This is a genomic window from Bradyrhizobium sp. NBAIM08, from assembly GCF_020193935.1.
Taxonomy (GTDB): Bacteria; Pseudomonadota; Alphaproteobacteria; order Rhizobiales; family Xanthobacteraceae; genus Bradyrhizobium; species Bradyrhizobium yuanmingense.
On record NZ_JADYVR010000012.1, the window covers coordinates 157952 to 183851 of the forward strand.

The following is a 25900-nucleotide window of genomic DNA, read 5'->3' on the forward strand; positions in this document are numbered from 1 at the left end:
TGCCGGGCGGCAATCGGTGGGGGAGCCGGCGGGCGCCGAGGCGCCTCACACCTGCGAGAGCGAGGGCGCCTCTCCGGGCATAATGGCTTGCAGCCCGCCGAAGCGGCGCTCGCGGCCATGGAAGGCGGCGAGCGCCTCGGCAAGATCGCCAGCGTCGAATTCGGGCCACATCCGCTCGGTGAAGTGCAGCTCGGCATAGGCGCCTTCCCAAAGCAGGAAGTCCGACAGCCGCTTCTCGCCGGAGGTGCGGATGATGAGGTCGACGTCGCGAAGGCCAGCCTCGCCCGTGACGAGCTGCGAGAAGGCTTCACGCGTCAGGCTGGTCAGCGCGGCCGCCTTCGCCGCGGCATTGAGGATGGCGTCGCGCGCGGAATAATCGACGGCGATGCGCACATGCAGCGCGCGGCCATCGGCGGTGGCCGCCTCGGCGCGCGCGATCGCGGCGGCGATGCCGTCGGGCAGGCGATCGCGCCGGCCGATGACGGAGAGGCGCACGCCGTTCTTGACGAGGCTCTGCACTTCGTTCGCGAGGTAGAAGCGCAGCAAGGTCATCAGCGCCGCGACCTCGGCCTTCGGCCGCCGCCAATTGTCGGTGGAGAAGGCGTAAAGCGTCAGCGTGCCGATGCCCTGCTTGGGCGCGGCCTCGACGATGCGGCGGATGGTCTCGACGCCGGCCTCGTGGCCGCGCACGCGCGACAGGCCGCGCCGCGTCGCCCAGCGGCCGTTGCCGTCCATGATGATGCCGACATGAAGCTTCTCGTTGCGGGACGTGATGTCACTTTGCATTGCAAAGTCTCCGGTCAAAAAGGGGAGATCAGGTCGAGGCGATGCCGAGACGGCCGAGCGGCGGCGCTTCGCGGCCGGCGGCCTTCGCCGCGTCGCGCACCAGCCGCTCGAGCACGGCGAGATAGTCGAGGAAGCGGCGGCGGCCGGCCTTGGTGAGGCGGCAGGTGGTGTGCGGGCGATTGCCCTCGTAGCCCTTGGTCACCTCGACCAGTCCGGCTTCCTGCAGCACGGCAAGGTGCCGGCTGAGATTGCCGTCGGTGAGGCCGCAGAGCTGCTTGAGATCGCCGAACGCCAGCCCCTTTGGATGCGCCATCAGCGAGGTCAGAAGCCCGAGCCTTGCCTTCTCGTGGATCACGCGGTCGAGCCCTTCATAGGAGAAGGGCGCGCTGTCAGTCTTCGACATCGTTGTCTCCGGACGCGAAATGCAGAATGGCCGCCATCAGCGATTGGCCGATCAGGAAAGGTAGGCCCATGGTCCATGGCGACAGCGTGTGGGTTCGGCTCGCGAGCACCACGACCGCGAAGCCGGACACGAAATACCAGGCGCCGGCGAGCGCCACCGTGCGCGGCAGCGAGCGGACCGAGGCAAAGATGCCGAGCGACACCAGGATCTGCCACAGGCCCGGCAGCAGCCACAGCGTCTCGCTCGCGAACTTCCACATCACCACCGCGAGCAGAACGCCGGCAACGCCCGCCGGCAGGAACTGCTCGACCGCCTGGTGGATCATCGCGTCGGCGAGACCGGAATGATGGCGTCGCGACCGGGCGCGCATCTCGATGCCGATGATCAGTCCAGACAGCGCGGCGGCGATGAACCAGCCGATGAAGAAAACGAGCGGCTCGCCGGTGGGATCATCCAACAGCCAGAATTGCAGGACGGCGGTGATGAGCGCAACGGCGCCGGTCGCCGCCATCGTCGCCGGGCCGTAGCCGCGGAAAGCGGTGCCTGCCGCGATCTGGCTGCGGATCGTCACGATGTCGGCCAGCGCCTTGTCGAGATCGCGCATCGGCAACGCCAAAACCTCGTTCCACCCGGACATTACGAGGCAACGGCCCCGTTACTTTGTATCGCAAAGTATACGGCACTGCAAAGTATGTGCAAGCCCGAATTGTCGCGGCCAGCCGGACGGGAGCGGACAACTGACGGTTGCTCCTGCCCTGCCCTCGCGGATAAGATGGGTGCAAGTGCGTTTGCCGGGGGCTGGTATGTGGTTGAGGTCGTTGGTCGTTGCGTTCGTGTTGCAGGTGAGTGTGTTCGGGGCGAACGCGGCGGGGCCGTTCGGCACCGTCAATGTCGGCAACTGGGCAGGCGGCGCATTCAGCAATGACGAGACGGGCGCGTTCTCCCATTGCGCGGCGACCGCACCTTACGCCAACGGCGTGAGTCTCTTCGTCGCGCAGAATGCGGCCGGCTCCTGGCTGCTGAGCTTTGCCAGCCCCAGCTTTCGCTTCAACAAGGGCGATACCGCGCCCATCGACTTCATCTTCGACGGCCAGGAGCAGGCGAGGTTGTTTGCGACCGCCGGCACCACCAATATGGTGACGACCATCCTGCCCCCCAACGTCGCTCGCACCTTCCAGAAGGCAAGCCTGATGGTGATCACGACCAACGGGAGCAAGCCACTCCAATTTGTGCTGACGTCGACGGCCCCCCTGATCGCGGCGCTGGCGAACTGCGTCACGCGGGTGAAGGCAGACGGGCTCAGCAAGGCCGGCGATTTCACCAAGGGTGCGGCCAAGCCGGCGGCGACGGCGGAGAAGCAGACGGCAGCGCCGGCCGGCGGCAAACCCGCCCGAGCCAGGAGCGGCAGCGGCTTCGTCGTCAGCGCGAGCGGGCACGTCGTCACCAACCATCATGTGATCGACGGCTGCGTCGGCGACGTCAGGGGCAATCTCACCGGCGAAGCCGCAATGGTGCTGCGCGTCGTCTCGAGCGATGCCAACAACGACCTTGCCCTGTTGCAGGCGCCGTCGACGACGACCTTCAAGGATTTTGCCCGGATCCGCGACCGCTCGATCCGCTCCGGCGATTCCGTGATCGCGATCGGCTTTCCCTATCACGGCATCCTGACCTCGGACTTCAGCGTGACCACCGGCATCGTGAGCTCGCTCAGCGGCATGCGCAACGACTCGCGCTTCCTGCAAATCAGCGCACCCGTGCAGCCAGGCAATAGCGGCGGGCCGCTGTTCGACAACACGGGTCAGGTCGTGGGCGTGGTCACGGGCAAGATTCCAGCCTTGCGGATCGCGGTGGCGACCGGCAACATCCCTGAAAACATCAATTTCGCCATCAAGACCGGAGTGCTGCGCGATTTCCTCGACAATTCGATCGTGCCCTATCAGACCGCCGAGCCAAAGAGCGAGCTCAAGACCACCGACATCGCCACCAACGCCCGGCCTTACACGATGCTGATCTCGTGCAACGCGGCGGAGCAGGCGGAGGCGAAGCGGTAGCTATCGGGGCAAGGCACACCCTGCACCTCACCCGTAGCTGTCATTCCCCGCGAAGGCGGGGAATCCAGTATGCCGCGGCCTTTCGATTCATCACTGCCGTCTCGGAATACTGGATCGCCCGGTCAAGCCGGGCGATGACACCTTTGATGTGCGTCGAGCGCTCCCCTCACCCGTGGCAGCACGCCGCCTTCGCCGGCTGCGGCTCGTACTGGTCGCGCAGGCGCACCCAGTCCATCGGATAAGGCAGGCCTTCCTCGTGACGGCCGAGCGGGGTGAGATCGAGATATTGATATGCAGCGTTCATCATGTCGAGGCCGCGGGCGAAGCAGGAATAAGTGTGGAAGATCGCGCCGGCCTCGTCGCGGAAGAACACGCTGATGCCGGGCAGTTCGGGGCCGTAGAACGGCGTGGTCCCGAAATTGTACATCGGCTTGCCGGTCGCGACCTCTTCCTGTGAGAACGTCACGCCGTAATCGCGGTTGAAGTCGTTGCGGCCTGAGGAAACCCAGTCGAAGGTCCAGCCCATCCGCTTCTTGAAGGCTTCGAGCTTTGCGCTTGGCGCCAGCGAGACCGCAACCATGGCGGTGTCGCGCGCGGCCAAATGCGGCACCATGCGCTCGAACCCATCGGCCCAGAACGAACAGCTCTTGCAGGCCGCGTCCCAATCGGGTGCGAACATCACGTGCTGCACGATCAGCTGCGGCCGGCCCTTGAACAGATCGCCCAGGGACACAATGCCGTTCGCCCCTTCGAATGCGTACGCCTTGTCGACCTTGACCCAGGGGAGCCGGCGGCGCTCGTCGGCAAGCCGTTCGCGAGCCTGGGTCAATTCCTTCTCGTGGACCAGAAGGGCCTTGCGCGCGACGATCCATTGCTCGCGCGAAACGATCTGATGTTGCTGCATGGCGTTCTCCTTGGGGATCAGGCGACGAAAGCATCGAGCTTGTCGAAAATCGAGCTCCAGCCGCGCTGGTGGTTGTCGCGCGCGGTCTCGTCGAAGAACTGGGCGTGATGGAAGATCATCAAGGTGCCGGCAGCGTCCGGCTTCAGCGAGATCGTCACCAGCGACTCACGCTCCGGCGTCGAGTGCCAGGCCCAGGTGAAGACCAGAAGCTCGTTCAGCACCACCTCGCGATAGCGGCCGCCGGCCTCGAAGTATTCGCCGTCGTCCCCCGTGAAGCTGATGCGAAACCGGCCGCCGACGCGGACGTCGAGCTCGGCTTGAAGCGTCGCCGGCTTCATGTTCGGCGGCCCGAACCATTGCGCTAGCTGCGCGGCTTGCGTCCAGGCGGCGTAGACCTTTTGCGGCGGCGCGCGGAGCCGGCGCGTGAGCGTGAGGCTTGGTCGTTCTGCCGGGCGTTCGGCGGTGTTGGCGGTTGCGTTGGCCATGTCTCTTCCTCCACGAAGGCGGCAAGGCGATCGAGATTGTGGGACCAGAACTGCGCATAACGATTGAGCCAGTTCATCGCCTGCTCCATCGGCTGCGCGGTCAGCCGGCAGGCGACTGTGCGCCCGGTCTTCTCGCGCACGATCAGCCCGGCATCGGTGAGCACGTCGAGATGCTTCATGATCGCCGGCAGCGATACCGCAAACGGGGCCGCCAGCTCGCTCACCGACAGGCCGTCCTGCTCGCCGAGGCGCGCCAGCAAGGCACGACGCGTCGGGTCTGACAGGGCCGCAAAAGTCCGGTCCAGCGTCTCGTCCTGATACTTAACCATGTGGTTTAGTATAGACGCGAGCGCGACAACGTCAAGCCGGAAGGCGCAGGCGCGGATCCGCACGAGAGCGTGATCGAGTTGCTGGCAATGCAGCCAAGAAAAAAGCCCTGCCGAACGGCAGGGCTCTCTTCCTCGTCATAACGAATTTTCTACTCGACCTTCAGGCCGGCGAAGTCGACGACCTTCTTCCACTTCTCGGTCTCGGCCTTGATCTCCTCGCCGAACGCCTCGGGCGTCTGCACCCGCGGCTCGCCACCGAGCTCGACCAGGCGCTTGGCCATGTCAGGCTCCTTGAGCACCGCGTTGACCTCGGCGTTGAGCTTGGCGATGATTTCCTTCGGCGTGTTCTTCGGCGCGCCCATGCCGAACAACGCGCTCGCCTCATAGCCCTTGACGGTGTCGGCGATCGGCTGCACGTCGGGCAGCTGCGGCGAGCGTTCCGTGGTGGTGACGCCGATCGCGCGCAGGCTGCCGGAGCGGATGTGCTGAATGATCGAGGGCATGTTGTCGAAGATCACCTGCACCTGGCCGGCGAGCATGTCGGTGATCGCGGGCGCGGCGCCGCGATAGGGCACGTGCTGCATCTTGCAGCCGGTCATGGCCATGAACATCTCGCCGGACAGATGCACCGAGGTGCCGTTGCCGGACGAGGCCATGTTCACCTTGCCGGGATTGGCCTTCACGTACTCGATGAACTCGGCGACGTTCTTGGCCGGCACGTCCTTGTTGACGGTCATCACGTTCGGAACGCGCTGGAACGAGGCGACCGGCGCGATATCGTTCACGAAGTTGAACTTGAGATTCTTGTAGAGCGAGGCGTTGATGTAGTTGGCCGGGTTGACCAGCTGCAGCGTGTAGCCGTCGGGCTCGGCATTGATGACCGATTCGGTCGCGATGTTGTTCCCGGCGCCGGGCTTGTTCTCGACCACGAATTGCTGGCCGAGCTTTTCCGACAGGCGCTGGCCGATCAGCCGTGCCAGGATGTCCGTGGCGCCGCCCGGCGGATAGCCCACCACCCATTTCACCGGACGGGCCGGATAATCGGCGGCAAGGGCCTTCGACAGCGGGGTGGCTGCAAGCGGACTGGCGGCGAGCAGGCCCAGCGCGGTACGGCGAGTGATCATCTCAAGGGTTCTCCCAGTGTTGTTCTTGAAGTCGGATGGCTTGAAAGCCGCGTCGCTGCGGTTGTAACAAAGCTTGCCGCGTGCGGAAAGTGCGCGGGGCACATCACGACGAAAGGATGAGACATGCCGGTCAAGGTTCATGCCCTGGATCATCTCGTGATCAATGTCAGCGACGTCGCGGCAAGTGCTGCGTGGTACGGCAAGATTCTCGGCATGGAAGTCAAGGTGTTCGATCCCGGCGGCGGCAAAGCGCCGCGGACTTTCCTTACATTCGGTAACCAGAGGATCAACGTCCGACAGCGCGATGCCGGCAAGGTGGAGTGGTTCACCGCGGACCAACCGACGGCGGGCAGCGACGATTTGTGCTTTCTCACCTCGGCCACGCCGGACGAGGTGGTGGCGCATTTGCGGGCACATGGCGTCGCGATCGAGGAAGGTCCGGGCCCGAGGCAAGGCGCCCGCGGCACGTTGCGCTCGGTCTATTGCCGGGATCCCGATGGAAGTTTGATCGAGATCTCGTCGTACGGGGACGCCGGCTGATAGGGCCGCCGCGCCCTCGAACGCCGTCATTGCGAGGAGCGCTTGCGACGAAGCAATCCAGACTGCCTCCGTGGAGAGAGTCTGGATTGCTTCGCTGCGCTCGCAATGACGGTGGAGAGAGCGCGCTCACGCATACCCCCGATTGCGTCCCGCGTCGTCCAATGGCAGGAAGACGCAATCATCAAAAGACAGCCGCCGGCAAGATGCGGCTGCACCGGGAGGAGCCATGCCAGTTCAACAGACCACAGCTGGAATCGTGGGCCCGTTCGACGGGCTCGACGTGCCCTGGCTGCTCAAGCTGCGCGCCGAGGTCCGGCGTGATCATCCGTTTCTGATCTGGGCCCCGTTCGACGCGCCGGCGCGGCGCTGGAGCTACGGCGAGTTTCACGAGCGCGTCGGCGCGCTCGCGGCCGGCCTCGCCAGGCGCGGCGTCAAGCCGGGCGAGTATGTGCTCATTCATCTCGACAATTGCATCGAGGCGATGCTGGCCTGGTTCGCCTGCGTCGAGCTCGGGGCCGTCGCCGTCACCACCAACACGCGCTCGGCGCCGGCCGAGATCGCGTATTTCGCCGATCATTGCGGCGCGGTCGCCGCGATCACGCAGCCGGCCTATGCGGAAGCCGTCGCGCAGAACTGCCGCAGCATACGCTGGCTGGCGGTGACCTCGCACGATGCGGGGGCGGCGCCCGCGCGGGGCGTCTCGCGGGGCGACAGCTTCGAATCGCTGTTCGCCGACAGTGCCGATCGCCCCCGGCGCGCGACCGATCCGCTCGCGCCATGCAGCGTGCAATACACCTCGGGCACGACGTCGCGGCCGAAGGCGGTGCTGTGGACCCACGCCAACGCACTGTGGGGCGCCAAGATCAACGCCGCGCATGAGGACCTTCATGCCCGCGACGTGCACCAGGCCTACCTGCCCCTGTTCCACACCAATGCGCTGGCCTATTCCATGCTGGCGACGCTGTGGGTCGGCGCCACTTGCGTGATCCAGCCGCGCTTCTCCGCCAGCCGGTTCTGGAGCGTCGCGCGCGAGCACGGCGCGACCTGGACCTCGACGATCCCGTTCTGCATGAAGGCGCTGCTCGAGCAGGATATCCCGAAAGACCACAAGTTCCGCCTGTGGGGCACCGCCATCAACGAGCCGCCGGCCTTTGCCGCCTTCGGCGTCAAGATGATCGGCTGGTGGGGCATGACCGAGACCATCACCCACGGCATCGTCGGCGAGGTCGATCAGCCCAACATCCCGATGTCGATCGGTCGCGCCGCGCCCGAATATCAGATCCGCATCACCGACGACGACGGACGGCCGACGGAGGTCGGCGACACCGGCAATCTCGCGATCAAGGGCATCCCCGGCCTGTCGCTGTTCGCCGAGTACCTGCACAACGAGAAGGCGACGCGCGAGAGTTTTGACGAGCACGGCTTCTTCCTCACCGGCGACCGCGTCGAGCGATTGGAGAACGGCTTCATCAAGTTCGGCGACCGCGCCAAGGACATGCTGAAGGTCGGCGGCGAGAACGTTGCGGCTTCCGAGATCGAGCAGGTGATCGCGCTGGTGCCGGGCGTGCGCGAGGCCGCCGTCGTGGCGAAGACGCATCCGATGCTGGACGAGGTGCCGGTCGTCTTCATCATCCCGCAAGGCGGCGTCGCAGGCGCGGCCCCCGACCTGCAGGACCGCGTCATGGAAGCCTGCCGCAGGGGCCTCGCCGACTTCAAGCTGCCGCGCGAGATCAGGCTCGTCGACGACATGCCGCGCTCGACGCTGGAGAAGGTGGCGAAGGCGGAGCTGCGGAAGCTGGTGGGGTGATCTCGTAGGTGGGTTAGCCGAAGGCGTAACCCACCTACTTCGTTCGGCAATTGCGGAGGCATGGTGGGTTACGCCTGGCGCCTGCGCTTCGCGCAGCCGCGAGGCTAACCCACCTTACGACTACGGCATCCCGACTAGAACGACCCCAGCGCGACCGGACGGAACGCCTGCAGCAGCTGCTGGTCGAGCTTGCCGCCCATGCCTTCCATCATCGTGAAGGCGCGGGAGTGGGTGAAGGGCATGCGGTAGGCGCGCTTCTCGACGAGCGCGGCGTAGATGTCGACGATTGTCGTCAGGCGCACGATGTCGCTGATCTGGTTCGACGACAGGCCGTTCGGATAGCCGGAGCCGTCGAGGAATTCGTGGTGATGCAGCACCACGTCCAGCATCTCCGGCGGGAAGCCGCCTTGGGCAGCGAGCGCATCATAGCCGCGGCGCGGATGCTGGCGGACCTCGGCCATCTCCTCGTCGGTGAGCTTGCCGGGCTTGTCGAGCAGCCAGGCCGGAACGAAGGCCTTGCCGACGTCGTGCAGCAGCGCGGCGCGGGTCAGGCGGCGCTGGTCGTCCTCGCGCATGCCGAGATGCTGGGCGAAGGCGACGGCGAAGCCGGTGACGAACAGGCAATGGCGGTAGCTGCCGACATGGTGACAGCCGACCGTGGTGAGCCATTCGCGCAGCGAGGAATGCTTGATCGCCTTCAGGATCTTGCTCTCGGCGGCGATGACGTCGTCGAAGGTCAGGGCCACGCCGAGCGGCAGCTTTTCGAACATCTTGGTCAGCACCGCATGCGCCGCCTCGACGCCGCGGTTGAGCGTCTTGCCGCGATCGGTCGCGTCATAGGCCGCGGTGTCCGGGAAGGCGGCGCGAATGCGCTGCAGGATGGCCTCGGCCTGGAGCGGCCTTGAGATGGTGTCAGTGGCTCCTAACGCCCAGGCCTGCATGGTACCGTGATGCAGGGCGTCCGCGAGCACGAACAGCCGCGGCATCGAACGATAGGCATCGCCGCGCAGTTTGTTGCGCACCCGCTGCACGCTGTCGGGCGAGCGCAGATTGATGTCGACCACGAGCCCGGAGAGATCGCGCGACGGCTGGGCGGGGATTTCGTCCGTCTTCACCGTGGAGACGTCGCCGACCGCCTTCAGGATGCTGGCGAGCTCGCTGCTCCCGTCGCTCCGATCGGAGGCGAGCAGGAGCCGGCGTTTGGCGGCGGATTTGGCTGTGGCGTTCATGGCTTCCCCCACAAGGACCGGGAACTCGGGCGTATTGGCCGATGAGCCTAAGCTGGTTCAGGTTCTCTGGCCCTTAAGAGGCGTGCTCAATGGAACCTTGGGGAATTGCACGCAATTTTACGGATTGGGGTTCAGAGGGGAAATTTCACAACCGGCGAAAACAACCCCATGCACAGTAGAACGGGCATTGATGGATAAGGGGAATTTTGGACGCTATCGCCCCGCCGTCCGTTGTCGTCGCCCGGCTCGACCGGGCGACCCAGTATGCTGAGACGGTCCGGCTGAAACCGAGAAGCCGCGGCGTACTGGATGCCCCGGTCGAGCCGGGGCATGACGGTGAGGGTGTGGAGGCGGCTCAAAAACAATCCGCCGGAGGTTGCCCTCCGGCGGATCAGCTCATTCGGCAATCGCAGCGCGGCTTACGCCTTCATGCTCGCCTTCACGGCTTCCGCGGTGATCGGCAGGGCGCGGACGCGGGCGCCGCTGGCATTGAAGATGGCGTTGCCGATGGCCGGCGCGACCACGGTGACCGCGGGCTCGCCGACGCCGGTGGCCTTCTCGCCATTGGCGATCACGGCGATCGCGACCTCGGGCGTCTGGCTCATGCGCAAGGGCGTGTAACCATCGAAATTGGTCTGCTCGATGCCACCGTCCTTCAGCGTCGCCTTCTCGTACATCGCCAGCGACAGGCCCCACAGCGCCGCGCCCTCGACCTGGGCGCGGACATTGTCGGGATGCACCTGCGTGCCGACGTCGGTTGCGACCGTGAGCTTCTTCACGGTCACCTCCCCCGACGGCGAGACGGCGACGTGAGCCACGCACGCCGTCCAGCTCGCGGTCGCCCGCTCCTGCGAGGAGACGCAGGCCACGCCCATGCCCTCGCCTTTCGGCAATTGCTTGGTGCCGTAGCCGGACAGTCCCATCGCGGCGAGCAGCGTGTTGCGCAAGCGCTGCGCGCCGCCGTCGTTCTTGCCGGCGCCGTCGAGCAGCGAGATGCGGAACTGGGCGGGATCCTTGCCCGTCGCCGCCGCGATCTCGTCGATCATGCTTTCGACCGCCCAGAAGGTCCAGCCCGGCGCCACCGAGCGAAGCTGGCCGGAGGGCGTGGCGTTGTGCGCGAGCTCGTTCTTGATCGCGCGCACATAATGGTTGGGCACGGTGTAGAAGAAGTCCGCCCCGTTCACCGTAAAGGAATCGAGCGGGCCCTTCTTGTCGACCGAGGGCGTCAGGAAATCGGGGATTCCCCAGCGCGCGGTCGGCCAGGCCGAGACCACGTCGTGGCTGATCGCAATGAGCTTGCCATCGCCGTCCACGCCGGCCTTGACCTTCTGGTAGGTGAGGGGACGCGAGAAATCCATCGTCATGTCGTTCTCGCGCGAATAGATCACCTTCACCGGCTTGCCGACGGCCTTGGCCGCCTGCACCGCCGGAATCATCATGTCGGCATCGAGACGCCGGCCGAAGCCGCCGCCCAGCCACATCTGGTGCATGACCACGAATTTCGGATCGATCCCGGCAGCGCCCGCCGCGATCGCGCCGGAGCGCGTCGCAAACTGGTTGCCGGAATAGATGTGCAGGATGTCGCCCTTGAACTCCGCAGTGGCGTTCATCGGCTCCAGCGGCGCGTGGATGTTGATGCTGGTGGTGTATTCCGCTTCCACCACCTTGGCCGCCGAACCGAAGGCCGCATTGGGATCGCCGTCCTTGACGAAGAACTGGCCGGAATCGTCCAGCTTCTGCAGCCGCTTGGCCTCGTCGAGCAGCGACTCGCTCGACAGCTTCGCGTTCGGACCCGCGTCATAGGCGATCTTCAGCGCCTGGGCCGCCTTCTTGGCGTTGGCGTAGGTGCTGGCGACCGCGACGACCCAGCCCGACGTCGTTGCGGTCTTGTCGTCGAGCGTGACGGCCTTGATGAAGCCCGGCACCTTCTTTGCCGCGCTGTCGTCGACCGATTTCACGGTGGCGCCAAAGCGCACCGGCGGCGTGACCAGCGCGCCATAGGCCATGCCCGGCAGCATCACGTCGATGCCGTACTTGGCCGTGCCGTTGGTCTTGGAGGGGATGTCGAGCTGCGGAACCGAGACGCCGATCATGGTGTACTGGTCCGGCGATTTCAGCTTGATCGCCTTCAGCTCGTCGGGCGAGAAGGTTTTCGTCGCCTTGCCGCTTTTCACGACATCGGCAAACGACATCTGCTTCTTCGATTTCGGATGCACGATCATGGAATCGCGCACCACGAGCTCCGATGCCGGCACGCCCATGGCGGCGGCGGCACCTTCGGTCAATGCGATGCGACCGGCGGCGCCGGCCCGGCTCATCGCTTCGAAGTTCATCATGGTCGACCAGCTGCCGCCGGTGATCTGCGCGCCCAGCACGGGATCGTTGAACTTGGGATCGTTGGAGGCGAGCTGCACGCGCATGTCGCTCCATTTCGCGCCCAATTCCTCGCAGACGATCTGCGCCATGGTGGAGGCGATGTGCTGGCCCATATCGGCCTTGCCGCAGGTCACGGTCACCAGCCCGTCCGGCGCGATCGCGTACCACACGCTCGGCTCGAAATTGGCGGGCGCGGCGGCTGCCGATTCGATGCCGGGCACGCCGGCATAGCCGAGCACGAGGCCGGTCGCGGCGGTGCCGACGAGGAAGGAGCGGCGGCTGAGATCCGTCGTCTCGGGCGTCAATTTCTTCACATGCTCGTTCATGTGGGCCTCCGCTCGCTCGAGGTGGCCGAGGCGGTGCGCATCTCGGATGCGGCGCGCATGATCGCCTTCTGGATCCGCGAATAGGTCATGCAGCGGCAGAGATTGCCGTCCATATGGGCGACCACCTCTTCCTTGGTCGGATTGGGATTCTTGGCGAGCAGCGAAGCCGCCTGCATGATCTGGCCGGACTGGCAGTAGCCGCATTGCGGCACCTGCTCGGCGATCCAGGCCTTCTGCAAGGGATGATCGCCCTTGGCGGAGAGACCTTCGATAGTGGTGATCTTCTTGCCGGCGACGTCACCGACCATGGTCTGGCACGAACGCACGGCTTCACCGTTGACGTGCACGGTGCAGGCACCGCACAGCCCGGCACCGCAGCCGAACTTGGTGCCTGTCATCTGCAATTGCTCGCGGATCGCCCAGAGGAGCGGCGTGTCGTTCGCCGCATCCACGGACAGACTCCGCCCGTTGATGGTGAGAGTTGGCATAGGCGTCTTCCCCTGCCGGTGCATGAAGCCGCTTACGGCGGCAATTTGAATGGCGGACGCCCACCGGGCTGGCGTCAGCCTTGCCGGCGAGAATGATCGCGTTCCGACGCGGAGGCAAACGCAATTTGGAACGAGTCGAAAAAACGACCGCCACACTCGCTCGTTGTGCGCCGCGCCAAGAGCGTCGACGCAGCCACTGGACGCAACAGCGCATGCCTCCGGCATGCGTGCTACGCATTCAGGCAGTTTCTTCGAGGTAACTTGGCGAGCTAAGGTGCAGCCGCGGCCGCTTTCTTCCTTCTCCCCTTGTGGGAGACGGTGGCGCGAAGCGCCGGATGAGGGGTTGTATCCGCGCACTCGCATTGAGAGAGTCATGCGCGGATAGAGACCCCTCACCCGGCTTCGCTTTCAGCGAAGTCACCCTCTCCCGCAAGGGGAGAGGGTGCAGCGGTGTCGTGGCGAGGAAAAAGAAAGGGCGGGAAGCAATGCCGGAGATCAATCGCGACGGCGTCAACATCTACTACGAGGTTCATGGCAACGGGCCGCCGCTGCTGCTCACGCACGGCTATTCCTCAACGTCGGCGATGTGGCATGGGCAAATCGACGCGCTGGCGAAGGACCACACGCTGATCCTGTGGGACATGCGCGGCCACGGCCAGTCCGATTACCCTGACGATGCGAGTGCTTATAGCGAAGACCTCACGGTCGGTGACATGGCGGCGATCCTCGATGCGGTCGGCACGAAGCGCGCCATCATCGGCGGGCTTTCGCTCGGCGGCTACATGTCGCTGGCGTTCTACCGCGCACATCCGGAGCGGGCCCGCGCGCTACTGATCATCGACACCGGCCCCGGCTTCAGGAAGGACGATGCGCGCGAAGCCTGGAACGCGCGGGCGCTTGCCACCGCCGACCGGCTCGACCGCGAAGGCCTCGATGTGCTGAAAGCGGCGACGCGCGAGCGCGCCACCGCGAGCCATCGCAACGCCAGGGGCCTGGCGCTCGCCGCGCGCGGCATGCTGACCCAGCGCGATGCGCGCGTGATGGAGCTGTTGCCTGAGATCAAGGTGCCCAGCCTGATCGTGGTCGGCGCCGACGACACCCCGTTCCTCGCCGCGTCCGACTACATGGCCGCAAAAATCCCCGGCGCACAAAAGGCCGTGATCCCCGCGGCCGGACACGCCGTCAACATCGATCAGCCCAAGGCTTTTGTTGACGCGGTCGCGCCTTTCCTGAAGAACTTTCCTGCATAGGCCGATCGAGCAGGGACACAGGCGATGAAGCTGATGATGCTGGCTGCGGGCACGATGTTGCTGTCGCTCTCTGCACAGGCCGAGCCGATCGGCGCCGTGCCGCCGCGCAAGCCCTTCGCCGCGACCTTGTCGAACAACATTCCGCTCGCCTTCGGCATGGATGCCGAGCAAACCGCGCGCGCCCTCGGGCAGCAGCTGCAATATGTGCGGGGACGTCCCGGCCACGAGATCTATCTCGCCTTGCGCAATATCGGCGGCAGCGGCCTGATCCCCTATCGCCATCGCCTGTTCCTGCAATTCCGCCACGGCCGGCTGGCCGGATGGAAGGAGGATTACGGCGAGAACTGGATGTGGGAGTGAGGTGTTACCCCTCATCCTGAGGAGCTTGCACAGCAAGCGTCTCGAAGATGCAGGCCCGGCTGCTGCATCTCGGCCTTTCATCCTTCGAGACGCGCGCAGGTGCGCGCTCCTCAGGATGAGGGAGAGAGCTGAATTTCGGATCGACAACCAAGAAGGACAACCCGCGTGGGACAGGACATCAAGCTGACAGCCTCGGACAATTTCCAGCTCGGCGCCTATCGCGCTGATCCCGCCGGCACGCCGAAGGGCGCGGTGGTGGTGATCCAGGAGATCTTTGGGGTCAATCACCACATCCGCTCGGTCTGCGACCGCCTCGCCGGGGAAGGCTATGTCGCGATCGCGCCGTCGATCTTCGACCGGACGGCGCCGAACTTCCAGTCGGGCTATTCGCCCGACGAGATCGCGGAGGCGCGCAAGTTCGTGGCCAATCCGGACTGGGCCGCGATGCTGCGCGACACGCAGGCTGCGATCGATGCGGTCAGAAGCGTCGGGCCCGTCGGCATCATCGGATTTTGCTTGGGCGGCAGCATCGCCTTCGTCGCGGCGACGCGACTGACCGGCCTGAAGGCGGCGATCGGTTATTACGGCGGCGCCGTCGTGCGCTTCGCCGACGAGACGCCGAAGGTGCCGACCCAGCTGCATTTCGGCGAGAAGGATGCCGGCATTCCGCTGACCGACGTCGAGACCATCAAGTCGAAGCGGCCGGATGTGGAGGTCTTCATCTATCCAGGCGCCCAGCATGGTTTCCATTGCGACGAGCGCGCCAGCTACGACAAGGCCAGCGCAGACATCGCCTGGCCGCGCAGCATGGATTTTTTCGCGAAGCATTTGACGAAGTAGCGCGCGGCTCTTTCCACTGTCATTCCGGGGCGCGCGCAGCGCGAGCCCGGAATCCATCGTGCGTCAGCGTTCGTGGATGAATGGATTCCGGGCTCGCGACTTCGTCGCGCCCCGGAATGACGGGAGGAGAGTGCCTGGGCTTGAGCCCTAGAACCAGCGCTCGCCGACGAACACGGTGTCGCCGGGCGCGAGCGGCGTGCCGAGCGGCACCACGGCGCGCATGGCGCCGCCGTTCTCGGTGTGCGTGACGGTGACCATGTCGCGCTTGGCGCGCGGCGAGAAGCCGCCGGCGATGGCGACCGCGCTCTCGACCGTCATGTTCGGCACGTAGGGATATTGGCCGGGCGCGAGGACCTCGCCGAGGATGAAGAACGGACGATAGGTCTCGATCTCGACCGCCACCGAAGGCTCGCGGATGTAGCCGTTGCGCAGGCGTGCGGCGATCTCGCCGGCCAGCCCCGCCGTGGTGCGGCCGCGGGCGGGCACCGCGCCGATCAGCGGCATGGTGATGGAGCCGCCGGCGTCGATCGCATAGCTGTTGGTGAGACCTTCCTGGCCGTAGACCACGACGCGGAGCTTGTCGCCGGCGTCGAGATGGTAGGAGGGGCCATTGCGCACCGGCACCGCCATCGGCGCGGCGTAGCCGACAGGCATCGGTGCGGGCGAAGCGGCAAAGGAATTGCTGAGCGCTGCGATCGCGCCACCGCCGTTATTGGCGACGACGACCGGCCGCGGCGCATTATAGGGCTGGCCATAGGCCATGGCATCGAGATCGGGACGAGGCTGCACCATCGCGACGGGAGTTGCGGTCTGCATGCAGCCGCCCAAAGCGAGCGCGGCGGACGCTGCCAAGGACGCCAAGTTCGACCATCGAAACGCGCGTGCAACCGGCACCGGACCCATCCTCGAAACGAGACGGCTCCAGTGATGCACCGGTTATGGTTAATAAAGCGTTGAGTGGGGCTCCAACCCTCCCCTGGAGGGGGAGGGTAAGAGGCAGCGCTGTTACGCGGGTGCCAGCTGCAGGCTCAATCCCGGGAATAGCCGATCAGCGGTTTCCGCGGGCGGAACAGGATCATCAGGAGGATGCCGAGAATGCCGAGGACGGCGAAGACCGGCTGCTCCAGCACCAGGCGGATCACCGAGGTCCAGAGCCAGGGCGCCTTGGCCTCGACCCAGGTGCGGAAGGCCGATTGGCTGGCCTGATTGATATCGTTCCAGAACTGGCCGAAGCGGGTGAATTTGAGGGTCTGGTCGGCCACCCAGCGGGCGCCGTCATAGACCATGAAGATGAACCCGCCGGCGAGCAGCAACAGCCCTATCAGTCGGAAAAAGCCGCGGATCATGCCTCACCTACGATGGCCGTCGAAGCGGACGACCTTTTCGGAACGATGCCAGCCAATAGCCGGGCGACGGCAGAAATTCAACCTCTTCAGGGCGTTACGGCACTCATCCAGGCCGCCAAAGGGGCGTTTCCGGCGCCCGAAAGCGTTGACGGTGCGAAAGACCCTCTCTATAAGGGCGCCAACTGGCGGTGGGCGCAATCCCGCCGCCGCTGTTCTTTGAGCAGTTGCAGGCACCCTGGGCTTCAGGACTCATCCGAGCTTGAAGACACCTTGGAGCCTCAGAGACAGCCGCAAGGCGGTCGCTCATGTTCCGGGAACGGCCCAGCAACCGAACACCCTAAATCCGAGCGTCGATTCCGCGGTCAAGCAAGCCGGCGCTACCCGACCAAGACGCGACCGGTACCCGCAAAGGACATTGAGACCATGGCCAATACCACTTCCGCCAAGAAAGCGACGCGCAAGATCGCCCGCCGCACTGCCGTCAACAAGTCGCGCCGCACCCAGATGCGTGGCGCCGTGCGCAACGTCGAGGAAGCCATCGAGAGCGGCGACCGCGCCGCTGCCGTGAAGGCGCTCGCGACGGCCGAGCCCGCCTTGATGCGCGCCGCCCAGCGCAACATCATTCACAAGAACAACGCCAGCCGCAAAGTCTCGCGCCTCACCGCGCAGATCGCCAAGCTCGCGAAGTAAATCTTGCCAAGTCATCTTGGCGACATCGTCTGATCGGTCGATCCGGTCAGCGCGTCAAACAGCCCGGCCTCGCGCCGGGCTTTTTTGTTGACTGTCACATTCACGCAAGCAGTCACGCGAGGCTCACGCCTCGCTTGGATGATTTACATCGTCTGCGTCAGTCTTCATTCCGTAATTCTACCTGCCGATGTTCTGCAACAGAGGAAACTTCACTGCGTTGCAAAAAACCCCTGTGAGGCGGGCGCGAATTGAATCGATGGCCGATGAGAGTTCTGCACACCGTAGATTCACCGGAACGTGTGTCACGGTGGAGTTACCCTGCAAAACGAGTCTCGAAAAGCGATGGCTCGATAATCACTTATCAACATAGCAGCGACAAGCATTTGGAAAATTCGCCCGCACGTCGGGCGCATGACGAATTTATAAAAATAATTTGGCGCTGAACGAGAATTGTCACATGACGCGCGGCCTTCTCGATTCTGTGCACGGATTCAAAAACTTGCTTCGCAGCCTGTGAACAACTCCTGTGCGACGTTAACCGAGGTCAAGTTTTTTGACGGCTCAACTGTGAATCAATTTCGTTGCGAGTCTTTCCGCTTAGTGTATTCCTTAACCCAGTCAGCGGCGCCCACGATCTTCAGACCAGCGCGGTTTAGGAAACGGGGCGAGCGTGCAAATCGGCGGCGGTGTGCACGTAGGCGACGCTTCAAAAAGTGATGTCGGTGCAAAACCCACAGCAATGTGGGAATGGTAGCTCTTTGTCTGAATGTTTCCAAGCGGGACCTTTCCCGCTCGCGCCAGGCGCATCTACTCGCGCCAGGCTCATATGAGAGACATCGCGAAGCTACCCCGGCACGCAAGGTGGCGAAGTCGAGCGGACGACTAGTACATTTGGGCAGGCATCCGCGACAGGAGTACGGCGCGGTTGTCTTTAGGACACGCAGGACCTTGTCGTGAGCGATCACGGCAGGACGGGGAGGTATCATGTCTTACGGACTCAACGCGGTATTGCAGCACGTTTCCTTTTCCAACGATGCCGTTTCAGCCCCGTCGGATTTCCAGCCTCCCGCGCGTGACGGAGCGCCGAGTACGCGCTGACCTCGCGACCCCACCATCTCTGACATCGCTGATCTGACCCGCGGCGTTCGCGCCGAACGGTCGAGCCATGCCCGACGATGGACTCGCTCGAGGTCGCGCCACTTCAGGGACCGTGGCAGGAACCCTGCATGGCGCTCACAAACGCAACTATATCTCTCAAGAGAAGTTTTCTGACGATGACAATGGAACAGGATCGCTGGTCACGCGTGAAGGGTCGGCTGCGCTCGAGCGTTGGCGAGGACGTCTACACGAGCTGGTTTGCGCGCATGGATCTGGAAGGCGTGCAGGACGAGAGCGTGCGGCTCTCGGTGCCGACGCGATTCCTGAAGAGCTGGATTCAGGCCCATTATGCCGAGCGCGTGCTGTCGTGCTGGCAGGCCGAGATGCCGGAAGTGCATCGCATCGACCTCACGGTGCGGTCCGCCGTGCGCCCCTCGGCGCAGCCGAAGGAAGCGCCCGCGCCGGTCGAGGCGCGCCGCGCGCCGACGCCGGAATTGCGTTCGACCGCGACCGCGCCGGTCTCGGCCAATCACGACGCACTCGGCGGCTCGCCGCTCGATCCGCGCCTGACCTTCGCCAGCTTCGTCGTCGGCCGCTCCAACACGCTGGCTCATGCGGCCGCGCGCCAGGTCGCCGAAGGGCGTCGTGGCGACCCCGTGATGTTCAACCCGCTCTACATCCATGCCGGCGTCGGCCTCGGCAAGACGCATCTCTTGCAGGCCGTGACCTGGGCCGGCAATTCCGGCAACGAGCGCAAGGTGCTGTATCTCACGGCCGAAAAATTCATGTATGGCTTCGTCGCCGCGCTGAAGACGCAGACGGCGCTGGCCTTCAAGGAAGCGCTGCGCGGCATCGACGTGCTTGTCATCGACGACCTCCAGTTCCTGCAGGGCAAGTCGACGCAGGCCGAGTTCTGCCACACGCTGAACGCGCTGATCGACGCCGGCCGCCAGGTCGTGATCGCGGCCGACCGTCCGCCGTCCGATCTGGAAAGCCTCGACGATCGCGTCCGCTCGCGGCTCGCCGGCGGGCTCGTGGTCGAGATGGGATCGCTCGGCGAGGAGCTGCGCCACGGCATCCTGAAGTCGCGCGTCGCGGCTGCCCGCGCCCATCACGCCACGTTCGAGGTGCCCGAGGAGGTGCTGCATTATCTGGCGCGCACCATCACCCATAACGGCCGCGACCTCGAAGGCGCGATCAACCGGCTGCTGGCGCATTCCAAGCTCAACAACCGGCCGGTGACGCTGGAGATGGCCGAGCACGAGGTGCGCGACCTGGTGCGGCCGCAGGAGCCGAAGCGGATCAAGATCGAGGACATCCAGCGCGTGGTGGCGCGGCAGTATAATGTCAGCCGCTCCGACCTCTTGTCCTCGCGCCGCACCGCCAACGTAGTTCGCCCGCGCCAGGTGGCGATGTATCTCGCCAAGACGCTGACGCTGCGCTCGCTGCCCGAGATCGGCCGCCGCTTCGGCGGGCGCGACCACACCACCGTGCTGCACGCGGTGCGCAAGATCGAGGCGCTGGTCTCCAAGGACACCGCGCTGTCGGAGGAAGTGGAATCGCTGAAGCGCCAGCTTCAGGAATAAAGGCCTAGGGCTCCCGCCCTGCTCCCGCCGCCCCGGCTTGCCTGGGCGGCGGTCTTCGTTTTGGGCGGTAAATCGTGGGGAACTGGCCCCAATGCCTTGAATCTGCGGGCCATCCGCGCCACCTTGCGCGACCCAGACGGCTTTGGTCATATCGGCAGGAATGATCCGGCCGGTCGGGGTCTTCGATGCCTGGCGCGCGTCCCGCCGCCCGGCCTTCTCAACGCTGTGTTTTCCTAAGGGATCGGGCGAGTAGTGCAATGAAGGTTACGGTCGAACGCGCACAACTGCTGAAGTCGCTGGGCCATGTCCACCGCGTGGTCGAGCGCCGCAACACGATCCCGATTCTCGGCAACGTGCTGGTGCGCGCCGAGAACGCGAAATTGTCGCTGAAGGCGACCGACCTCGACCTCGAAGTGACCGAGACGCTGCCGGCGGAAACCGCGACCGCGGGCTCCACCACCGTGCCGGCGCACATGTTCTACGACATCGTGCGCAAGCTGCCGGACGGCTCGCAGATCGTGCTGGAGGCCGACGGCGACCGCGCCGTGCTCGCCATCCGCGCCGGCCGCTCGCGCTTCACGCTGCAGACGCTGCCGGAGAACGATTTCCCGGATCTGGCCGCCGGCGACATGTCGCATTCGTTCTCGCTCGCCGCCAAGGACGTCAAGCGGCTGATCGACCGCACCCAGTTCGCGATCTCGACCGAGGAGACGCGCTATTACCTCAACGGCATCTATCTGCATGCCGCCGGCACGCCAAAGGCCGCCACCCTGCGCGGTGTCGCCACCGACGGTCACCGCCTCGCCCAGCTCGACCTGGTGCAGCCCAAGGGCGCCGAGGGCATGCCCGGCGTGATCGTGCCGCGCAAGACGGTCGGCGAGGTGCAGCGCCTGATCGAGGACACCGAGGCCGAGATGACGATCGAGCTGTCGCAGGCCAAGATCCGCTTCACCATCGGCAACGTCGTGCTGACCTCGAAGCTGATCGACGGCACCTTCCCCGATTACGGCCGCGTCATTCCGCAGAACAACGACAAGGAGCTCGTCGTCGACAAGAAGGATTTCGAGAACGCGGTCGACCGCGTCTCGACGATTTCGAGCGAGCGCGGCCGCGCGGTCAAATTGTCGCTGTCGGCGGGCAAGCTGGTGCTGTCGGTGACCAATCCGGATTCCGGCAGCGCGACCGAAGAGCTCGAGGTCGAATACGCCTCCGACGCGCTCGATATCGGCTTCAACTCCCGCTATCTGCTCGACATCGCCGCCCAGATCGAAGGCGACGTCGCCACGCTCCGCCTCGCCGACCCCGGCTCGCCGACCCTGGTGCAGGACCGCGACGACAAGAGCGCGCTGTACGTGCTGATGCCGATGCGGGTGTGAGACCTACCGGCATCCACACCTGTCACTACATCGTCATGGCCGGCGTAGCCGTCCGAAAGGACGGTGTCGCTTTGCTCCGCCTATGTCCCGGCCATCCACGTCTTCGGAGCCAAGAACGTGGATGCCCGGCACAAGGCCGGGCATGACGGAAAACGGATCTCATGACCCCCTCCCGCATTCATCGGCTGACGCTGACGCATTTTCGCAATTACCGGGCGGCGGGGCTCGAGACGGCGGCTGATCTGGTGGCGCTGGTCGGACCGAACGGGGCGGGCAAGACCAATTGCATCGAGGCGATCTCGTTCCTGTCGCCGGGCCGCGGCCTTCGCCGGGCGACGCTGGAGGATGTCGCCGACAACCAGGGCGACGGCTCCTGGGCGGTGTCGGCGCAGGTCGAGGGCGCGCTGGGGCTGGCGACGCTCGGCACCGGCATCGATGCGCCGCGCGCGGATACCACGGTCAGCCGGCGCTGCCGCATCGACCGCGAGCCGGTGGGCTCGGCCAGCGCCTTCGGCGATCATATCCGCATGGTGTGGCTGACGCCGGCCATGGACGGGCTGTTCATGGGCGCAGCGTCCGAACGGCGGCGCTTCTTCGACCGTCTCGTGCTCGCCATCGACAGCGAGCATTCCAGCCGCATCAACGCGCTCGAGCGCTCGTTGCGCTCGCGTAACCGCCTGCTGGAGACGCGCAATTACGACGACCATTGGTGCGACGCGATCGAGCGCGAGACGGCCGAACTCGCCGTCGCGGTGGCGGCCACGCGCGGCCAGACCGCGGCAAGGCTCACCGGCATGCTCAACGCGCGCGCACAGGCATCCGCATTTCCGTCCGCTCAGATCGCGCTCGACGGCTGGATGGAGAATGCGCTGCTCGAGGAGACCGCGACCTCGGTCGAGGACCGCTACCGCCAGATCCTGCGCGACAACCGCCCGCGCGATGCGATCGCCGGCCGCACCACCGACGGCCCGCATCTCACCGACCTCCAGGTGATCTACGCGCCCAAGAGCATGCCGGCGCGCGATGCCTCCACCGGCGAGCAGAAGGCGCTGCTGATCGGCCTCGTGCTGGCGCATGCGAGCCTGGTCGCCGAGATGACCGGCATCGTGCCGCTGCTGCTGCTCGACGAGGTGGTTGCGCATCTCGATCCGAACCGCCGGGCCGCGCTGTTCGATGAGCTGAAGAAGCTCGGCGCGCAGGTGTGGCTGACCGGTGCGGATCCTGCCGCCTTCGCCGAGATCGGCGCGGGGGGCGAAGTGTTTGACGTCGAGAGCGGACGAGTCTCGGCCCGCAGCTAGGCCGCCGCATTGAACCCGCCTGTTCCAGATCGCGACTAGCTGCTTGAGGCCGCAAGAAGCGGCCATCGCGCAGCACTCGGACATGCGCGACATCCTTCGCGATATTTTTGGAGCATGAGCATGACGGCGGTGAGGCATGGGGCGCAAGCTCCGGCACGATGGCAGTTGTTTGCGTGCGGCTTCGCCCTGTTTGCGATGTGCATGCTCGCGGCCAGCGCCGGTGCCTCGCTGCCGCATCTGTTTCCGACGCCGCTCACGCTGGATTCCGATGCCAAGCTGCCCGCACCGACCCGCTATACTTACAGGGGGATCCACACCACGCTGATGCAGGGCGTCGACGCGCCGCTCCGCGTCAGGCTGGAGGCCACCGTGCCCGCGGGGATCAGCGACGTGCTCGCCTTCTACCGGACCGAGCTTCGCAAGCTCGGCTGGCAAGAGCAGCATGATGGCGCCGTGATCAACGCCGATCACGTCCGGCTCGCCTTCGTCTCGCCGCTGGGGCCGGCCGCGCTGATGCTCGATCGCAAGGATTCCGGCACCGCGGTTCATCTGGTGCAGAAGAACGCGGACACGGCGACGAAGGCGAACGTGCTGCCCGAGCCCGGCCAGGCGAAGCTGGTGTTCAGCAATATCGGCGACAAGGAAGCGGTCCTCACCATCAACGAGCGGACCATCCCGCGCCCGGCCGGCGCGAACGCCGTCGCGCTGGACCTCGCTCCGGGCGAATATTCGTACAGGCTGCGCGTCCCGGGCCAACCCGCCACCACGAACATCCTCACCGTCGCCGCCGGCGACACCTGGGAGCTCACGGTCGGGCGCGACGGTGACGCCTGGCCGCCGCTGCAGCTATACTGAGCGTGTTGAACCTCTCCGGTTCCCTGCGCGACTTCTCGTCTGAGGCCGCGCCGACGGCGCCGCAGCCCGCCAATGCACAAGGGCATGACGACCCGCGCGACATCCAGGAGTTTTTTGACGATGCCGATGATCCGGCGCGGGGCGCAAGTCCCGGCAAGATGGCTGCTGCTTGCCTGCGGCATTCTCGCGATAGTGATCCCCTCGCGTCCCGCCGGCGCGGCAGACGACGGCATCGTCGACGTCCATACGCTGCCGCGGCTCGACGGCGCGGTGGAGGACACTTCGCGTCCCGACACCTATCGCGTGATCTACACCGTGCCGACACCGCTTGCGGCCACGTCGGACGCCACCGGGAAGCTGCTGAGCGCCGACGGCTGGGTGCCCTATGTGTATCCGCTGGATGAGAAAAGCGCAGCGTTGACTTTCAAGAAGGGACGGCAGGGGCTGCGCGTTTCCTTCACACAGGCGCGCGGGCGACCCGACCAGTCCGCCGTGTTCTACACGCCGAACCGGATCTATGCGAACGTGCCCTTTCCGGAAGGTGCGATCGATCTCGTGTTCGACGAGACCCGGCCCTATCTCAGCTGCATTGCGCCCGGCGCGCTCGATGCGACCGCAGCATTCTTTACCAAGGACATGGCGGCGATGGGGTGGCGCAAGCTGAACCCAGAGACGGCCTTGCGCTGGCCGAACGCCGATCTTGCCGGGACCGTTCCGAACGGCGTTCGCGTCTTCTACGACCACCCCGATCGCGACGCGACGCACGTCTACCAGAAGCCGGTGATGCTGACCCTGACGCGCCGCGACGATGGCCGCACCAATGTCGAGATCCGGGTCGCGCCGTTCGCGCTGCCGGAGGTGCTCGAGGCCGACGACGACATGGCCGGCCTGCCGCGGCCGAAGCCGACCAAATCTGCGCGGGGCCTCGGCAGCGCCAACTCGAACAAGCGCGAGATCTCGGCCGCCGCGATCGCCGAGCTGCCCGCCGTGCTCGCCTTCTACCAGCGCGAGCTCACCGCGCGCGGCTGGCAGGAGGACGGCCGCGCGCCGCTCGCACCCGGCGACGAGATCGCGATCAAGATTTCCAACACTGATGAAACCGGTGTGCTGCGGCTCGGCCGCAAGTATGATTTCACCATGGTCAGCCTGACCGCGCAGGTGAAGGAATCCGCGCTCGCTGCCCGCGCCAAGGCGAAGAAGGAGGCCGACGCGAGGTTCCTGAGCGATGCCTTGGGTACGGCTCAGCAGCTCATTGCGGCCGATGATATCAGGCGCAAGACGCAGGCCGCCTCCCTGTCGGACGCCCCGCTCACCGCGCTCGCTGACGGCAAGACGCCGGTGCCGCTGCCCGAAAACGCCGAAGCCGTGACGTTCGAAGGCGGCGACGGCCACCTGGAATTCTCCTCGGCGTCGAGCGTGAAGGCGCTCAGCAGCTTCTATCGGACGGCGCTGAAGAGCTCGGGCTGGAAGGAGCAGCCCTCCGTCATCAACCAGCCGAACATGGCGGTGATGGCGTTCTCGAAGGGCGGCAAGTCGATCTCGATGACGGTGATGCAGATGGGCCCGAAGGTGAATGTCCGCGCCGACGGATCGGGCCTGGTGACGGAAGCGGCCAAGGCTGCGGCCGGCGCGGAGGTGGAGGTTCAGGCCAAATCCGCCGAGCCGCTCAAGCCCGATCCTGAGTCCCCGCTGCCGGTACCGACGCAGCGTTCGTCGAAATCGCTCGCGACCACCAAGATACCCGGAGGCGAAGCGCCGCTCCGCCGCGAGCTCGAGGCCCGCATCCCCGCTTCGCTCGACGAGGTCCTCGCCTTCTACCGGGCCGAGCTTGCAAAGCTGGGCTGGCAGGAGAAGACCGACGGCGCAGCCGTGTCCGCGGAACGCGCGCAGATCGACTTCACCTCGCCGCAAGGTCCCGCCGTGCTCAAGCTCGGCCGCGCCAAGGGCGAGACCACGGTCAGCCTGGCGCAGAAGAATGCCGATGCCGCGGCCAAGGCCGAGATCATGCCGAAGGCGGGACAAGCGCGGCTCATGCTCGGAAACATGGCAGCGAACGAGGTCGCGCTGACGATCAACAAGCAGACGGTGAAGATCGCAGCCGGCGCCGGCGGCCCGCAATCACCGAAAGGCCCGATGCTCGACCTACCGCCCGGCAAATACGTGTACGCGTTGCGCCTGCCCGGCCGCCCTGCGCGTAGCGAGTCCCTGACCGTTGCCGCCGGCGAGGCCTGGGGCCTTCTGGTGGGCCCGAGCGGCGACGTGCTGCCGCTGCAGATGTATTGAGGCTGCACGCTTTCAGATTCGCGGTATCGTCATGGCCGGGCTTGTCCCGGCCATCCACGTCTTCCGCGAC

At 65.6% G+C, this 25900-nt stretch carries 23 protein-coding genes and 1 pseudogene; 12 read left to right on the forward strand and 12 right to left on the reverse strand.

All coding sequences use genetic code 11. The features are described from left to right. Positions 1-45: 45 nt before the first annotated feature. From I6F37_RS31305 to I6F37_RS31315, 3 genes are read right to left on the reverse strand one after another with little or no spacing between them, the layout of a single operon-like run. Positions 46-786: a di-trans,poly-cis-decaprenylcistransferase gene (locus I6F37_RS31305; RefSeq protein ID WP_225134682.1), complete on the reverse strand. Its 741-nt coding sequence runs from the start codon at positions 784-786 to the stop codon at positions 46-48. A 28-nt stretch (positions 787-814) separates the two neighbouring features. Then, complete coding sequence (locus tag I6F37_RS31310) at positions 815-1189, reverse strand: transcriptional regulator (RefSeq protein ID WP_025033235.1); 375 nt, start codon at positions 1187-1189, stop codon at positions 815-817. Continuing rightward, complete coding sequence (locus I6F37_RS31315; protein ID WP_036002509.1) at positions 1176-1793, reverse strand: hypothetical protein; 618 nt, start codon at positions 1791-1793, stop codon at positions 1176-1178. Before I6F37_RS31315 ends, I6F37_RS31310 begins: the two co-directional genes overlap by 14 nt. 199 nt (positions 1794-1992) lie before the next feature. On the opposite strand from I6F37_RS31315, the gene I6F37_RS31320 reads away from it, so the two are divergent. Further along, positions 1993-3240: a S1C family serine protease gene (locus I6F37_RS31320; protein WP_225144823.1), complete on the forward strand. Its 1248-nt coding sequence runs from the start codon at positions 1993-1995 to the stop codon at positions 3238-3240. A 166-nt stretch (positions 3241-3406) separates the two neighbouring features. Here the strand turns inward: I6F37_RS31320 and I6F37_RS31325 are convergent, their stop codons facing one another. From I6F37_RS31325 to I6F37_RS31340, 4 genes and pseudogenes are all read right to left on the reverse strand, one after another. Continuing rightward, a complete protein-coding gene (locus tag I6F37_RS31325; protein WP_225130185.1) occupies positions 3407-4144 on the reverse strand; it encodes a thioredoxin family protein in 738 nt (245 codons plus the stop codon). A 17-nt stretch (positions 4145-4161) separates the two neighbouring features. Further along, a pseudogene (locus I6F37_RS31330) lies at positions 4162-4497 on the reverse strand (SRPBCC domain-containing protein); the annotation flags it as partial. Positions 4498-4505: 8 nt separating this feature from the next. Then, on the reverse strand, positions 4506-4958 hold the full coding sequence (locus tag I6F37_RS31335) for a helix-turn-helix transcriptional regulator (protein ID WP_036002521.1): 453 nt from the start codon (positions 4956-4958) through the stop codon (positions 4506-4508). Positions 4959-5107: 149 nt separating this feature from the next. Beyond that, positions 5108-6082, reverse strand: coding sequence for a tripartite tricarboxylate transporter substrate binding protein (locus tag I6F37_RS31340; RefSeq protein WP_036002523.1), 975 nt, complete (start codon positions 6080-6082; stop codon positions 5108-5110). Between the two features lie 123 nt (positions 6083-6205). On the opposite strand from I6F37_RS31340, the gene I6F37_RS31345 reads away from it, so the two are divergent. Both I6F37_RS31345 and I6F37_RS31350 read left to right on the forward strand, forming a co-directional pair. Further along, a complete protein-coding gene (locus I6F37_RS31345; RefSeq protein ID WP_036002526.1) occupies positions 6206-6622 on the forward strand; it encodes a VOC family protein in 417 nt (138 codons plus the stop codon). A gap of 226 nt (positions 6623-6848) precedes the next feature. Then, entirely contained in the window at positions 6849-8429 is a 1581-nt protein-coding gene (locus tag I6F37_RS31350; RefSeq protein WP_036002528.1) for an AMP-binding protein, read from the forward strand. A gap of 134 nt (positions 8430-8563) precedes the next feature. Here the strand turns inward: I6F37_RS31350 and I6F37_RS31355 are convergent, their stop codons facing one another. From I6F37_RS31355 to I6F37_RS31365, 3 genes are all read right to left on the reverse strand, one after another. Further along, a complete protein-coding gene (locus I6F37_RS31355; RefSeq protein ID WP_036002556.1) occupies positions 8564-9658 on the reverse strand; it encodes an HD-GYP domain-containing protein in 1095 nt (364 codons plus the stop codon). A gap of 419 nt (positions 9659-10077) precedes the next feature. Further along, entirely contained in the window at positions 10078-12360 is a 2283-nt protein-coding gene (locus I6F37_RS31360) for a molybdopterin cofactor-binding domain-containing protein (RefSeq protein ID WP_225113273.1), read from the reverse strand. Further along, entirely contained in the window at positions 12357-12848 is a 492-nt protein-coding gene (locus I6F37_RS31365) for a (2Fe-2S)-binding protein (protein ID WP_036002624.1), read from the reverse strand. The genes I6F37_RS31360 and I6F37_RS31365 overlap by 4 nt, the downstream gene beginning before the upstream one ends. 485 nt (positions 12849-13333) lie before the next feature. Between I6F37_RS31365 and I6F37_RS31370 the strand changes: the two genes are divergently transcribed. The 3 genes from I6F37_RS31370 to I6F37_RS31380 all read left to right on the forward strand — a co-directional run bounded on the left by I6F37_RS31370 (position 13334) and on the right by I6F37_RS31380 (position 15298). Next, complete coding sequence (locus tag I6F37_RS31370; protein WP_225153659.1) at positions 13334-14098, forward strand: alpha/beta fold hydrolase; 765 nt, start codon at positions 13334-13336, stop codon at positions 14096-14098. Positions 14099-14122: 24 nt separating this feature from the next. Continuing rightward, on the forward strand, positions 14123-14458 hold the full coding sequence (locus I6F37_RS31375; protein ID WP_036002601.1) for a hypothetical protein: 336 nt from the start codon (positions 14123-14125) through the stop codon (positions 14456-14458). A gap of 165 nt (positions 14459-14623) precedes the next feature. Next, the gene (locus I6F37_RS31380) at positions 14624-15298 is read left to right on the forward strand and encodes a dienelactone hydrolase family protein (protein ID WP_036002604.1); all 675 of its coding nucleotides are present in this window, start codon (positions 14624-14626) and stop codon (positions 15296-15298) included. Positions 15299-15445: 147 nt separating this feature from the next. On the opposite strand, the gene I6F37_RS31385 is transcribed toward I6F37_RS31380, so the two are convergent. Together I6F37_RS31385 and I6F37_RS31390 are read right to left on the reverse strand one after the other, a co-directional pair. Continuing rightward, positions 15446-16192: a polysaccharide biosynthesis/export family protein gene (locus I6F37_RS31385; RefSeq protein WP_036002627.1), complete on the reverse strand. Its 747-nt coding sequence runs from the start codon at positions 16190-16192 to the stop codon at positions 15446-15448. Positions 16193-16326: 134 nt separating this feature from the next. Next, a complete protein-coding gene (locus I6F37_RS31390) occupies positions 16327-16644 on the reverse strand; it encodes a hypothetical protein (RefSeq protein WP_025033220.1) in 318 nt (105 codons plus the stop codon). A 423-nt stretch (positions 16645-17067) separates the two neighbouring features. On the opposite strand from I6F37_RS31390, the gene rpsT reads away from it, so the two are divergent. The 6 genes from rpsT to I6F37_RS31420 all read left to right on the forward strand — a co-directional run bounded on the left by rpsT (position 17068) and on the right by I6F37_RS31420 (position 25830). After that, positions 17068-17334, forward strand: coding sequence for a 30S ribosomal protein S20 (gene rpsT, locus I6F37_RS31395; RefSeq protein ID WP_036002606.1), 267 nt, complete (start codon positions 17068-17070; stop codon positions 17332-17334). Between the two features lie 1274 nt (positions 17335-18608). Beyond that, complete coding sequence (gene dnaA, locus I6F37_RS31400; protein WP_036002610.1) at positions 18609-20018, forward strand: chromosomal replication initiator protein DnaA; 1410 nt, start codon at positions 18609-18611, stop codon at positions 20016-20018. A 257-nt stretch (positions 20019-20275) separates the two neighbouring features. After that, on the forward strand, positions 20276-21394 hold the full coding sequence (gene dnaN, locus I6F37_RS31405) for a DNA polymerase III subunit beta (protein ID WP_036002613.1): 1119 nt from the start codon (positions 20276-20278) through the stop codon (positions 21392-21394). A gap of 161 nt (positions 21395-21555) precedes the next feature. Continuing rightward, positions 21556-22692: a DNA replication/repair protein RecF gene (gene recF / locus I6F37_RS31410; protein ID WP_036002616.1), complete on the forward strand. Its 1137-nt coding sequence runs from the start codon at positions 21556-21558 to the stop codon at positions 22690-22692. A 120-nt stretch (positions 22693-22812) separates the two neighbouring features. Then, positions 22813-23547, forward strand: coding sequence for a hypothetical protein (locus I6F37_RS31415; protein WP_036002630.1), 735 nt, complete (start codon positions 22813-22815; stop codon positions 23545-23547). A 120-nt stretch (positions 23548-23667) separates the two neighbouring features. After that, positions 23668-25830: a hypothetical protein gene (locus I6F37_RS31420; protein WP_036002618.1), complete on the forward strand. Its 2163-nt coding sequence runs from the start codon at positions 23668-23670 to the stop codon at positions 25828-25830. The last annotated feature ends 70 nt before the right edge of the window (positions 25831-25900 follow it).

Excerpts from the sequence above, each read along its gene's own strand:
- I6F37_RS31305 (WP_225134682.1), bottom strand. The coding sequence starts at position 786 with ATGCAAAGTGACATCACGTCCCGCAACGAGAAGCTTCATGTCGGCATC.
- I6F37_RS31310 (WP_025033235.1), bottom strand. The coding sequence starts at position 1,189 with ATGTCGAAGACTGACAGCGCGCCCTTCTCCTATGAAGGGCTCGACCGC.
- I6F37_RS31315 (WP_036002509.1), bottom strand. The coding sequence starts at position 1,793 with ATGCGCGATCTCGACAAGGCGCTGGCCGACATCGTGACGATCCGCAGC.
- I6F37_RS31320 (WP_225144823.1), top strand. The coding sequence starts at position 1,993 with ATGTGGTTGAGGTCGTTGGTCGTTGCGTTCGTGTTGCAGGTGAGTGTG.
- I6F37_RS31325 (WP_225130185.1), bottom strand. The coding sequence starts at position 4,144 with ATGCAGCAACATCAGATCGTTTCGCGCGAGCAATGGATCGTCGCGCGC.
- I6F37_RS31335 (WP_036002521.1), bottom strand. The coding sequence starts at position 4,958 with ATGGTTAAGTATCAGGACGAGACGCTGGACCGGACTTTTGCGGCCCTG.
- I6F37_RS31340 (WP_036002523.1), bottom strand. The coding sequence starts at position 6,082 with ATGATCACTCGCCGTACCGCGCTGGGCCTGCTCGCCGCCAGTCCGCTT.
- I6F37_RS31345 (WP_036002526.1), top strand. The coding sequence starts at position 6,206 with ATGCCGGTCAAGGTTCATGCCCTGGATCATCTCGTGATCAATGTCAGC.
- I6F37_RS31350 (WP_036002528.1), top strand. The coding sequence starts at position 6,849 with ATGCCAGTTCAACAGACCACAGCTGGAATCGTGGGCCCGTTCGACGGG.
- I6F37_RS31355 (WP_036002556.1), bottom strand. The coding sequence starts at position 9,658 with ATGAACGCCACAGCCAAATCCGCCGCCAAACGCCGGCTCCTGCTCGCC.
- I6F37_RS31360 (WP_225113273.1), bottom strand. The coding sequence starts at position 12,360 with ATGAACGAGCATGTGAAGAAATTGACGCCCGAGACGACGGATCTCAGC.
- I6F37_RS31365 (WP_036002624.1), bottom strand. The coding sequence starts at position 12,848 with ATGCCAACTCTCACCATCAACGGGCGGAGTCTGTCCGTGGATGCGGCG.
- I6F37_RS31370 (WP_225153659.1), top strand. The coding sequence starts at position 13,334 with ATGCCGGAGATCAATCGCGACGGCGTCAACATCTACTACGAGGTTCAT.
- I6F37_RS31375 (WP_036002601.1), top strand. The coding sequence starts at position 14,123 with ATGAAGCTGATGATGCTGGCTGCGGGCACGATGTTGCTGTCGCTCTCT.
- I6F37_RS31390 (WP_025033220.1), bottom strand. The coding sequence starts at position 16,644 with ATGATCCGCGGCTTTTTCCGACTGATAGGGCTGTTGCTGCTCGCCGGC.
- rpsT (WP_036002606.1), top strand. The coding sequence starts at position 17,068 with ATGGCCAATACCACTTCCGCCAAGAAAGCGACGCGCAAGATCGCCCGC.
- dnaA (WP_036002610.1), top strand. The coding sequence starts at position 18,609 with ATGACAATGGAACAGGATCGCTGGTCACGCGTGAAGGGTCGGCTGCGC.
- dnaN (WP_036002613.1), top strand. The coding sequence starts at position 20,276 with ATGAAGGTTACGGTCGAACGCGCACAACTGCTGAAGTCGCTGGGCCAT.
- recF (WP_036002616.1), top strand. The coding sequence starts at position 21,556 with ATGACCCCCTCCCGCATTCATCGGCTGACGCTGACGCATTTTCGCAAT.
- I6F37_RS31415 (WP_036002630.1), top strand. The coding sequence starts at position 22,813 with ATGACGGCGGTGAGGCATGGGGCGCAAGCTCCGGCACGATGGCAGTTG.
- I6F37_RS31420 (WP_036002618.1), top strand. The coding sequence starts at position 23,668 with ATGCCGATGATCCGGCGCGGGGCGCAAGTCCCGGCAAGATGGCTGCTG.